The sequence below is a fragment of the Chryseobacterium sp. FH2 genome (assembly GCF_001045455.1).
Taxonomy (GTDB): Bacteria; Bacteroidota; Bacteroidia; order Flavobacteriales; family Weeksellaceae; genus Chryseobacterium.
Genome location: NZ_LFNE01000014.1, coordinates 64261 through 76267 on the forward strand (window position 1 = coordinate 64261; position 12007 = coordinate 76267).

Here is a 12007-nt window from a genome sequence, read left to right on the forward strand (position 1 = left end):
GTCTTAACAAAAATTAACAATAAAAATGGATAATACTGAAGCATTAAATCCGAATCCGGATGAATTTGTTGAAAGAAAAGGTTCCAGACACCCAAAAGGATTATGGGTTCTTTTCGGAACAGAAATGTGGGAGCGTTTCAACTTTTATGGAATGAGAGCACTTTTGACGCTCTTCATGGTAAATTCCTTATTAATAAAAGAAGCTGATGCGGCAATCATCTATGGTGGATTTTTAGCTTTATGTTATCTTACTCCTCTTTTGGGAGGTTTCATTGCTGATAAATATATCGGGAACAGAAACGCTATCTTAATCGGAGGTTCATTAATGGCCATTGGTCAGTTTTTACTATTTATCAGTGCATCAAGCTTTTCTGCTGATTTAGGAAGTGCAAAAATGATTATGTGGCTGGCTTTGTTTGTTATTATTTTTGGTAACGGATTCTTCAAACCAAACATTTCCTCAATGGTAGGAAGCCTTTATCCGAAACAGGAAAAGTCAAAACTAGATTCGGCTTTCACGATTTTCTATATGGGAATCAACATTGGAGCATTCTTGGGACAGTTTATCTGTCCATATCTGGGAGATGTAAAAGATGCTGCAACGGGAGTAAGAGATATTTTTGCTTTTAAATGGGGATTCCTTGCTGCTTCAATTGCTATGGTAATCGGAACAGTGACTTTTTTCATTCTTAAAAATAAATATGTAGTAACACCGAAAGGAAGACCTATCGGTGGATTACCAAAAAACAATACAAGTGCAGATTTTGAGGAAGGTGAAACACAAACAGCAAAATTCTCTGGACAATCTTTAGGAATTACAGGAGGTATTTTTGTTATTTTATTCTTCGCTTTCAGATATTTATTGGTAGGTGAATTTGGATTCAACTCTGTAGAAATGGGACAATTAATCAAAGGAATTATTTATCCTTTCATTTATGCCGCAGGTATTGCTTTAGCATTCTTAATTATGAGTTCTGCTGAAAATAAGATTGAAAAACAAAGAATTTGGGTAATCTATATCGTATCATTCTTTATTATTTTCTTCTGGGCAGCTTTCGAGCAGGCAGGCTCTTCATTAACATTTATCGCAGATAACCAAACAGACAGGAGCATCTTCGGATGGAACATGCCTCCTTCAATGGTTCAGATTTTCAACGGAATCTTTGTTGTATTATTAGCTGTTCCGTTCAGTTTGTGTTGGGATAAATTAAGAGCAAAAGGAAAAGAGCCGGTTTCTCCGATGAAACAGGCAATGGGTTTAGCTCTAATTGCATTAAGTTATTTCATCATTGCGCATAATGTAAAAGATCTTGGAAACTCAGGTTTATTGGCTATCAAATGGTTAATGCTTTTATATTTCATCCAAACTTGTGGTGAACTTTGTTTGTCACCAATCGGTCTATCATTGGTAGGTAAATTAGCTCCAAAAAGATTCGCATCTTTATTATATGGTGTATTCTTTATTTCTAATGCTGCAGGGTATGCATTAGCCGGTTCATTAGGAGCATTGATTCCTGCAACTGGCGATAAGTTCTCTAAAGCACAGGAAATTGGAGTAAACCTTCAGGATGTTTTAGATAAAAAAGTCACATTGAATGCTGATCAGGCTGCAGCTTTTGAAAAGGCTCAATTGCCTCTACAAAACCCGACTTTTGCCGGGTTTGAAATCCACAACTTATTTGAATTCTTTATGGTATTCGTTGTATTGTGTGGTATTGCTGCTGTAATTTTGGCTTTAATATCTCCAATTTTAAAGAAAATGATGCACGGTGTAAACTAGTTCACATCAATAAAATATAGGTAAACCTCTGCTAAGTCGGAGGTTTTTTTTTATTTTTGCACGATGGAAATTTCCGAAGATTCTTTTATTTCAATCAGTAAAAAGAGATATTGCCCAATCGCTCGAAAAAATTTTTCGAATAGCGAATTCTACGTCGCTGTTTACGTATTGGCAAATAGGAAAGCGCCTAAAGAAGAAGAATTAAAAACAAATTATTGACCAAGACAGAATTCGTTTTGAATTGGATCAAGAAGATAAAAACCCTAATTAAAACTTAATCATATACAATTATGAGTTTAACTTTAGATGAAATACAAAATTTCAAAGGAAAATATCCAAAACAAATCTGGAGTCTCTTTTTCTCTGAAATGTGGGAACGTTTCTGTTTCTACGGAATGCGCGGAATGTTGGTTTTCTTCATGATTTCCCAACTTAATTTCCATGAAAAAGAAGCCAATCTCCAATACGGAGCAACACAGGCATTTGTTTATGCCTTTACATTTATTGGTGGACTTTTTGCCGACAAAATCTTAGGATTCAGAAAATCTTTATTTTGGGGTGGACTTTTAATGATCGTTGGGAGCTTAATCTTAGCAACAGATCCCCATAAATTCTTTTTCCTGGGAATCGCATTTACCGTTGTAGGAACAGGGTTCTTTAAACCCAATATTTCATCAATGGTTGGTCAGCTTTACAAACCGAACGATTCAAGAGCAGATGCAGGTTTTTCATTATTTTATGCAGGAATCAATCTGGGTGCTTTATTAGGTGGTTATTTATGCATTGCCATAGGTAAAGGGGAACTTTTTTCTAATTTTATCCCGGAAGAACTAAGATGGCATCTTGCTTTTGGTTTTGCGGCAATTGTAATGGTAATTAGTTTAATCAATTTCGTCTTTACACAAAGAAGTTTGGGTTCTATCGGGCTTCAACCGGGACATCCAAATAATGAAATAAAATCTGCCCCAATTCCTAAATGGCAGGAATACGGAGTGTATGTTTTATCATTAATTTTCGTTCCGATTATTATGGTAATGGTTGCAAAGACCCAATATACAGACTATTTTATGTATACAATCGGGCCACTTACGCTAATTTATCTTTTCTACGAAATGACAAAAGTAACTCCTGCAGAACGCAAAAAACTTTGGGCTGCTTTAGTTTTCATTTTATTCTCAATCTTATTTTGGGGAATTTATGAGCAAAGTGGAGGTTCATTAAGTATTTTTGCTGCAAAAAATTTAAATAAGGATCTTCTAGGTTTAGATCCGAATGGTGTAAATAATTCCGGAGGGGCATTTTTTATTATTTTCCTGGCTCCGATTATTGGATTACTTTGGATTTGGCTAAATAAAAGAAAAATCGAACCTAATACGATCATCAAATTTGGATTAGGATTTATTTTCCTCGGATTGGGTTATTATATTTTATTTGCAACAAGACTTTTTGCCAATCTTCAAGGCATCACTTCGTTGAATTTCTTTACCGTTGCATTACTGGTAATTACTTTGGGAGAACTTTGCCTCTCTCCTATCGGATTATCTATCATGACAAAGCTTTCCACAAAAAATCTTCAGGGAATGATGATGGGAATGTGGTTCCTGGCTTCAGCATACGGACAGTATGTTGCGGGAATCATCGGAGCAGGTTTAGCGACTGCAAAAGAGGGCTCTACCAACTATGATGCTCTCATCACTTATACTGATGGATATAAACAATTGGGATTATATGCTGTAATTGCCGGAGTGGTATTAATTTTGATATCTCCGTTCGTAAAGAAATTAATGCAGGAAGTAAAATAAAAGTAAGTAATTATGCTTATTTTTACTTAAATATCAAATTATGAAGAAAATTATAAGCATAATTCTAATCTTTTGTTTAAATTTTAGTTTTGCACAGGTAAAATGGATGACGATCGAAGAAGCCTTAAAAGCTCAGAAAGAAAATCCCAGGAAGATACTTATCGACTTTTATGCAGACTGGTGCGGACCGTGTAAAATCATGGATAAAAAAACATATGGACATCAGATAATTGCTGATATTCTAAATGAAAGCTATTACCCTGTAAAATTCAATGCGGAAGAAAAAAAACCGGTTCAAATCTTTGGAAGAACGTTTTCAAATCCTGATACAGAACATAAGAAAGGTAAAAACTCTTTACACGAGTTCACTCAATATATGAACGTAGGAGCCGTTCCAAGTACTGTTTTTCTGGATGAAAGCGGGGGGCCCATTACTATTCTTCAGGGCGAATTATCTGCCAAAGAGCTAGAGCCCTATTTAGAATTAATTTCTAAAAACCTTTATAAAAAAATTCGTTCCGGACAGCAGTGGGAAGATTATCAGAAAAAATTTAAATCTAAAATAAAAGATTAAACATAGAAAGACTTTCAGCTTTGAAAGTCTTTTTTAATTTCTATTTTTTTCCGAAATTCGTGGTTCTTTAATGACTTTAGAAACATCCATAGAATACGTCAAGGGCATTGGCCCGGACAGAGCCAAACTCATCAAAACCGTGTTGGGCATTTCTACGGTAGAAGATCTTTTGAACTTCTACCCTATTCGTTATTTGGATAAAAGTAAAGTTCATAAAATTTCTCAACTGCAGGAAACCAATCTTGATATTCAGCTCAAAGGGAAAATCACGAATCTTCAGGAAATTCAAACGGGAAAAACGAAGAGGCTGTCTGCAAAATTCAATGACGATACCGGTACGATGGATTTGGTTTGGTTTCAATATTCAAAATGGCTGAAAGAGCAGCTTCCCGTGAATAAAGAAATTTACATTTTCGGAAAGCTGAATGTGTTCAATAACCAATTTTCAATGCCACATCCTGAAATTGAGATTGAAGAAAACAAGGAGAGTGACAATCGATTAAGACCAATTTATCCGAGTTCTGAAAAACTTACCAAAAGAGGTTTAAATCAAAAATTCTTTCAAAATGTTGTAAGAAATATCTGCAAGGAAATTCCGAACCTTCTTGATGAAAATATGCCTGAATATCTGATAAAACACTTTAAATTTTTATCAAGACAGCATACTTTTCTCAATATCCATTTCCCAAAAAGTTTAGAACATTTTGAAAAAGCTAATTACAGGTTAAAATTTGAAGAATCATTCTTTTTTCAGCTTGGTTATGCCTTAAAAAAACTTCATCATAAAACCCAGTCACATGGTAATCCGTTTCCTATTGTCGGGGATTATTTCACAAGTTTCTATGAAAACAATCTTCCTTTTGAGCTTACAGGAGCCCAAAAAAGGGTTTTAAAAGAAATCCGTCTGGATATGAAAAAACCTATCCAGATGAATCGTCTGCTGCAGGGAGATGTAGGTTCGGGGAAAACGATGGTTGCTTTATTAACAATGCTGATTGCCATGGATAATGGTTTTCAAAGTTGTTTAATGGCTCCTACCGAAATCCTTGCACAACAGCATTACAACGGAATCAAAGATTTATTGACAGGGACAGGGATTAACGTTCGGCTTTTAACAGGCTCTACCAAAGCCTCAGAAAGAAAAATCATTCATCAGGAACTTGAAAGTGGAGAACTCTCTATTTTGGTGGGCACGCACGCTGTTTTGGAAGATAAAGTTAAATTTAAAAATCTTGGTTTGGCCATTATTGACGAGCAACACAGATTTGGTGTCGCACAACGGGCTAAACTCTGGGCTAAAAATAAAATTCCGCCACATATTTTGGTCATGACTGCAACTCCTATCCCCAGAACCCTGGCGATGAGTTTTTATTCTGATTTGGATGTTTCTGTAATTGATGAAATGCCGGTCGGAAGAAAGCCAATCATTACAGCTCACAGACGGGAAAAAGACAGGGCTTACGTGTATAATTTCTGTCGGGAAGAGATTCAGAAAGGCAGGCAGGTTTATTTTGTGTACCCTTTGATTGAAGAGTCTGAAACATTAGATTATAGAAATTTAATGGAAGGCTTGGAAAATGTGATGGAAAATTTCACACATTATAATGTTACCATGCTTCACGGGAAAATGAAGCCCGATGAAAAAGATGCAGCAATGAATTATTTTGCTTCCGGGAAAGCCGAAATAATGGTAGCTACTACCGTAATTGAAGTAGGTGTAAACGTTCCTAATGCTTCTGTAATGGTGATTGAAAGCGCCGAAAGGTTCGGACTGTCACAGCTTCATCAGCTTCGGGGCCGTGTTGGTCGCGGAGCAGAACAGAGCTATTGTATTTTGATGACTTCGGATAAATTATCTTCAGACAGCAGAACACGTATCAAAACGATGGTGGAAACTAATGATGGTTTCAAAATTTCTGAAGTTGATATGCAGCTGCGTGGTCCGGGAGATATTCTCGGTACTCAGCAAAGTGGCGTTGTAGACTTTAAAAGGCTCGATCTGATTCAGGATTCTGCCATTATAAAATTGACAAAACATACAGTCGATAAAATCTTAGAAACAGATCCTCTTTTGAGCAGAGCAGAAAATATGGTTATCAAAAACTACTACCTTCGATATTATCGCGGTAAAAATAAGTGGAGCAAAATTTCATAAAATAAAAAACCGCGAAAAGAAATAATCTTTACGCGGCTCCCCTTTATAAAACTGTTATTTTTGAAGAAATTTACTTTCAGTTTTTCAGAAAAAATTTATTTTAATAGCTGGTAGCCTCATAACTTAATATTTTGTGATGTGGTGTGAAAATATTTATAATTGTGTTGAGGAAGTTATGGTAGCTGCAACTATTAAAATAAATTAAAAAACAAAATGAATTATGTTTCCAATTTTAATTATTATAAAAACTAACTGAAGCATTGCTAAAGGATAAAAATGAAACGAATATCCATTAACTACTACAAGTTTTCATGATTGTACCGTTTTTTTAAAAGATCTTCTTCGCTTATAAATTGGAAATTATTATAATTCATTTTGTTTAACTAACATTGTGATGTATATAATTTAGTTTAAAACTTGAAATAACTTAATTCATTCATTTCCGGTTTTGAAATATAGATGAATTTGTGTTACCATTTTTCTTATTACAAAAATGGTAATATACCGGCAAAAACTTTTTATATGATTTCATTTTTTAGTTATAGAATTTTCACATCTGTGTGAAAATTATGCTCTGAATATTAATTTTCAGTTAACAAACTTTTGCCATAACTCCCTTATTTATAAAATCTTCAGGATAAAATTATCTTTATTCAAACCTGAGGTATGATATTGCCAGTTAACAGTAATGACATCAGAAAGCACTTTTTTCAGAGCCACTTCATTATCCGGTTTTCTTATAAAAATATTTCCTCCGTTTACAAAAAAATCTTCTATTTCACTTTCTGATAATTTTTCTGAATACAAGGCTGTAACCAGGTTGTCAAACTTTCCATGATTTCTGGTTTCATCCAGGATTTTACGTTCAAAAACATTAAAATTTATAAACATAATTTCCGGGATGAGAACTTCGCCACTATTCAAATAATCCAAAATTTTGTCAATACTTTGAAATACCTGAATCTTTACCCCGATTTTTATTTTATTTAAAATATTTTTAAATAAAGTTACATTCTCATTATTATCATCTATAATAGCAATACTTAGATATTCTTTGTTTATCATCTTAGGGAATGATTACTAAACTTTGTATTTTTCTTCTCTTTTCCACAATCTTGTAAAATTGTGAAGGTGTAATTCCTGTAGTATTCTTAAACTGCGTGCTCAGATGCGCCACACTGGAATAATTCAGTTTATGGGCTATCTCAGTAAGACTTTGCTTATTGCTTATGATAAGCTCTTTTGCATATTCTATTTTTTGCAGAATAATAAAATTTTCAATGGAAGTAAGTGCTACTTCTGAAAAAAGGTTGGAAAGATACCCATAGCTGTGATTCAGTTTTTCGGAAATAAAAATCGAAGCCTTTACAGGAATAATTTCGTCAGAGAAAACCAATTCCACAATGGCATCTTTTATTTTTTGAACCAAAGCAATTTTTTGGCTTTCGATAATTTCGATACCATAATCTTCAAGTTTTTTCTTAAAAATCTTGTGCTGTTCTTTTGTAAAAGATTCGTAAAACTCTACTTCCCCAAAATTCAACAAGCGGTATTTTATCCCCTGTTCTTTGAGCTTTTCGTCCAATACCTTTCTGCAAAGTGCATTGAAATCAAATTTAACGTACATTTTCATCCTTAATATAGTGTAAAATCCTGGAGTAAATATAAACACTTTATTTCAATTAAAAGTGAATTAGGAGAAAAAACTTTAAGAAAATTTTAAGACGCAAAAAACTCCTGTATTAATTAATACAGGAATTTAAACACTAAGGATGAAAAAAAATATACTGAAATAAAGCTTCAACAGCTTAAAATCAAGCATATGAATGTACTATTTATCTAAAAATCTAAATAAGTGAATTGGTTTATTGCAAAGATGGTTTAAAAAAGACATCACCTGTTATAGAATTACACGGGAATATTACAAAATTTTAAGTCAATCATTTGTGAAATAAATACTCCATTTGGTAGTCATCCATTACAAAATTCTTACCAATATCTAAAACCACTTCATTATATACAGTATATCCCTGCGATTCGTAGAATTTTTTTGCAGAATTATCTTTGTTTACATTCAGAATTATTCTCTTATCACCACTCTCCCAAACTTTTTCTTTTAAAAATTCCAAAGCACTTTTTCCAAATCCCTTACCTTTACTTTCGGGAACCAGGTAAATCCTGTGAAGCTTTGTCGTGCCTTTTTCATAGCCATGTTCATAGCCGATAAATCCTTCATAAGAATTATGATTATCATCCAAGATCAAATAATAATGGTAATTGGGGCTTTGAATATGCTTTAAAATCTCATCGGCGGAATACATTTCGCCCAGCATATATTCAATCTGTTCTGTGGAAATGATTCCCACATAAGCACTTTCCCAGGATCTTCTCGCCAAATCCTGAATCAAAGCAATGTCTTTTTCTGTTGCTTCTATTAATTTCATAATTTTTTATCATTAAAAAAAGTGAAAAGCCATTGGCTCTCCACTTTATTATTACTGCAAATTTCTATTGTTAAATATGGGACATTTCAGCTTTAATTTTTGCATAAAGCCCTTCTGAAGCCGGAACTAAAGGAAGTCTTAAATAATTTTTAATAATTCCTTTTTCCGCCAGAATCACTTTAATTCCGCAAGGATTTCCTTCTGCAAAAATCAGTCTTGTGATTTCAACCAGTTTATTATGAATTTCATATGCTTCTTTCACTTTTCCGTCAAAAGCAAGCTGAACCATGGTAGAAAATTCTTTTGGATATCCTTGCCCAATTACCGAAATTACCCCGTCCCCACCGGCTAAAGTTACCGGAAGCGTGTATTCATCATCTCCTGAAACCAATGAAAATCCTTCAGGTTTTTTTCTTAAAATATCGAAATACTGAAGAATATTCGGTGCCGCTTCTTTAATTAAAAATAAATTCGGGAATTCTTTTGCCAAACGTAAAGTGGTTTCTGCCTCTACATTCTGTCCTGTTCTTGACGGAACATTGTAAATAATAATATTCTTTCCTGTAGACGCTAAAACTTTGTAGTGCTGGTAAAGACCTTCCTGATTGGGTTTATTGTAATATGGAGACACAGAAAGTACGGCTTCAAATGCCGATAAATCTGTTTCTTCAATCTGTTTTTTTACTTCAAGAGTATTGTTTCCGCCAATCCCCAAAACTAAAGGAAGACGTTTATTATTAACCTTAATGACATGCTCAATCACCTGTTTCTTTTCCTCATCAGAAAGCGTTGCAGCTTCCGCTGTAGTGCCCAAAACAACTAAATAATTGGTTCCGTTTTCGATATTATATTCAATAAGTTTTGTTAAACTATCGAAATCAACGGATAAATCTTCATTAAAGGGTGTCACCAATGCAACACCTACTCCTTTTAAAATGCTCATCTGTTAGAATTATTTTTGTCAAATTTAATAATTTATGGCAAGAACTTGTGGTTTATTAAATTCTTTTTTTAATCTGAATCTTGAATTCTTCCCTTTGTAAATAATAACCCTTTCGATGTTTTAAACATCGAAAGGGTTATTATTTACAAATAGTACTATTTATTTTTTCTCTTTCAAAAAAGCAATCTGTTCTTTTAGTGTTGCAATCTGCTCATCTTTGCTTTCAATAAGCTTATCGTATGTTTCTTTGATATCTTTAACTATATCTTTATAATCATTATTAATAGTCTCTACATATCCAAATCCATCTCCTTGATTAGCTTGGGTATTAATTGTGCTTTTCGTACTAATATCCAAAAGATTGGATAAGTCTTCCTCAAGAATATCAGATATTTTCATCAGTCTTTCTACGCTTAGTTTGGTTTCTCCTGTTTCAATTTTGCGATATGCAGCAGGGGTAATATCTAATTCATCAGCCATATTTTCAAAAGTGTAGCCTTTTTTACTCCTTTGTTGGGCAATTCTTTCTATAATTTTCTCCATTTCTGTCATTTATATTTATTTTCATCAAAAGTATATATTTTTTGAGTAAAAGTAAAAATATTTTCACTAAAAGTATTTCTATTCGTAAAGAGATATACTTAGCTTAGTAAGTAGAAAAACACAAGTGCACGAAATGTTTTTTAAGTGTATTAAATTTATTTTTTTAACAAAAAAAATCATTTATGAAAAAAGTATTATTAGGTGCATTCCTAGTTGCAGGAACTACTTTGGCATTTGCTAAAGAATCTACACCAGTTCAAAATTTTTCTAATAACAAAGAGATTATATCTTTAAAGTCAACAACTGTTAGAGTTAATTCATTAGAGGAAGCAGAAAAACTATTTGGTATTTGTCATTCAACAACTATTACTCCGGTTAATGTAATAACTTCGTTTGATGATGGTCTAGGACATACTGTTTATATGATTGAACATTATTGGGATGTACAGACAATTTGGTATGGTTGTTAGAAATTAACAATTAAATTATAAGCGTCTATTTATTTAGACGCTTTAATCTTAAATACAAAGCAAAACTATGAAACAGTTTTTTTTAATTTTAATATGCTTGTTTATAAATATCACATATGCACAAAATTTAAAAGTGGAATATGACCGAATAAATAAACAGTTTAATAACAGTCCTTTACTAGCTGAATCTTCTGAAGCTTTTAAGAGTAAAGTAAAAGAAGAAATGCAAAAACCTCAAAAACAAATTTTATATGTTAAAGATGGAAATACTTTTTTTAAAAGTATTTTGAAAGCTGATATTATTCATGAAGAAGAAAGTAAAAAAATAGATGAATTTACTTCTATTAAACCAAAAACTAAATTTGTTGAAAAGCAAATTAAAATTTATCGTAAAAAAGGAGATAAAGGGTTTTATCAATATCAAAATTTTAATGAAGATGAATTTTATAGATATTTTACTCCAAAATTTAATAAAATAGATTATAAAGATGATATTGAATATATTGAAAAATATAAATGTAAACTTGCTGAAGTAACAACTGAACAAGGAATATTAACTAAAGTTTGGTATACTGAGGATATTCCTGCAAGTGTTGGCCCATATGCCTATGGAAATCTGCCTGGTTTGATTTTAAAAATAGAATCTCCAGAGTTTGTAATCTATGCTACAAAAATTAGCAATGATACAACAGCACAAGATTTTGAAATACCTAACCCCCAATTAAAAGTCTTAAATGAAGATGATTATATCAAAAAAATGAGTGAAATTAGAGAAGAAAGTAAAAAAGTAAAAAAGACTGAAAGCAATATTAATTTATAATGAAACCAATATTTTTAATAGCATCATTTTTTCTAAATTTCTTTAATGCCCAATATTTAAAAGTAGAATACGAAAGAATAGAGCTTAATGAGTTAGAAAACCGCAGCATGTCTAAAGAGTATAAGGAAAAAGTGAATACCACAAGAAAAATACCGCAAAAAAATTTTCTGTATTATGCTAATGGAAATTCTTTTTTTAAAAATATTCCTCGTGCTGATTTTATACACGATGTTGGAACTACGCAAATAGATGAATCTAATAAGAGAAGAAAAAAAGAGGTTTTCAAGGACTTTCCGGGAGTAATTTTGAGTAGAATCCCAGACTATATTTTGACCGCAATAAAAGTGAGCAATGATTCTAAAGAGAATGATGTTGAAAAAATCTATCCCAAACTAAAAGTATACAAGGGTGAAGAATACAAAAAAAATGCAAGAGGTCAGGGAAATACTGAGCAAGCCTACTACTGAAGAAATACG

Annotated in this window: 12 protein-coding genes; 7 read left to right on the plus strand and 5 right to left on the minus strand. The window is 32.6% G+C overall.

The genetic code is table 11. The features are described from left to right. The first annotated feature begins 25 nt into the window (after nt 1–25). The 4 genes from ACM39_RS17550 (at nt 26) to recG (ending at nt 6311) form a co-directional block, all read left to right on the plus strand. A complete protein-coding gene (locus tag ACM39_RS17550; protein WP_048512346.1) occupies nt 26–1780 on the plus strand; it encodes a peptide MFS transporter in 1755 nt (584 codons plus the stop codon). A 290-nt stretch (nt 1781–2070) separates the two neighbouring features. Further along, on the plus strand, nt 2071–3582 hold the full coding sequence (locus ACM39_RS17555) for a peptide MFS transporter (protein ID WP_048512347.1): 1512 nt from the start codon (nt 2071–2073) through the stop codon (nt 3580–3582). A gap of 40 nt (nt 3583–3622) precedes the next feature. Then, on the plus strand, nt 3623–4156 hold the full coding sequence (locus tag ACM39_RS17560) for a thioredoxin family protein (protein ID WP_048512348.1): 534 nt from the start codon (nt 3623–3625) through the stop codon (nt 4154–4156). Nucleotides 4157–4226: 70 nt separating this feature from the next. Next, nucleotides 4227–6311, plus strand: a complete 2085-nt coding sequence (gene recG, locus ACM39_RS17565) for an ATP-dependent DNA helicase RecG (protein ID WP_048512349.1) — start codon at nt 4227–4229, stop codon at nt 6309–6311. A 621-nt stretch (nt 6312–6932) separates the two neighbouring features. On the opposite strand, the gene ACM39_RS17570 is transcribed toward recG, so the two are convergent. The 5 genes from ACM39_RS17570 to ACM39_RS17590 all read right to left on the minus strand — a co-directional run bounded on the left by ACM39_RS17570 (nt 6933) and on the right by ACM39_RS17590 (nt 10250). Beyond that, nucleotides 6933–7376, minus strand: coding sequence for a hypothetical protein (locus ACM39_RS17570; protein ID WP_048512350.1), 444 nt, complete (start codon nt 7374–7376; stop codon nt 6933–6935). A gap of 1 nt (nt 7377) precedes the next feature. Continuing rightward, nucleotides 7378–7944 carry a helix-turn-helix domain-containing protein gene (locus ACM39_RS17575; RefSeq protein ID WP_048512351.1) on the minus strand — a complete coding sequence of 189 codons (567 nt, stop codon included), beginning with the start codon at nt 7942–7944 and terminating at the stop codon, nt 7378–7380. Between the two features lie 307 nt (nt 7945–8251). After that, entirely contained in the window at nt 8252–8755 is a 504-nt protein-coding gene (locus ACM39_RS17580; RefSeq protein ID WP_082140645.1) for a GNAT family N-acetyltransferase, read from the minus strand. Nucleotides 8756–8825: 70 nt separating this feature from the next. Next, complete coding sequence (gene dapA, locus ACM39_RS17585) at nt 8826–9698, minus strand: 4-hydroxy-tetrahydrodipicolinate synthase (RefSeq protein WP_048512352.1); 873 nt, start codon at nt 9696–9698, stop codon at nt 8826–8828. Nucleotides 9699–9857: 159 nt separating this feature from the next. Then, nucleotides 9858–10250, minus strand: a complete 393-nt coding sequence (locus ACM39_RS17590) for a helix-turn-helix domain-containing protein (RefSeq protein WP_048512353.1) — start codon at nt 10248–10250, stop codon at nt 9858–9860. A 173-nt stretch (nt 10251–10423) separates the two neighbouring features. Between ACM39_RS17590 and ACM39_RS17595 the strand changes: the two genes are divergently transcribed. The 3 genes from ACM39_RS17595 (at nt 10424) to ACM39_RS17605 (ending at nt 11998) form a co-directional block, all read left to right on the plus strand. Continuing rightward, the gene (locus ACM39_RS17595; RefSeq protein WP_048512354.1) at nt 10424–10711 is read left to right on the plus strand and encodes a hypothetical protein; all 288 of its coding nucleotides are present in this window, start codon (nt 10424–10426) and stop codon (nt 10709–10711) included. A 67-nt stretch (nt 10712–10778) separates the two neighbouring features. Beyond that, a complete protein-coding gene (locus ACM39_RS17600; protein ID WP_048512355.1) occupies nt 10779–11531 on the plus strand; it encodes a GLPGLI family protein in 753 nt (250 codons plus the stop codon). Next, entirely contained in the window at nt 11531–11998 is a 468-nt protein-coding gene (locus tag ACM39_RS17605) for a hypothetical protein (protein WP_048512356.1), read from the plus strand. The genes ACM39_RS17600 and ACM39_RS17605 overlap by 1 nt, the downstream gene beginning before the upstream one ends. The last annotated feature ends 9 nt before the right edge of the window (nt 11999–12007 follow it).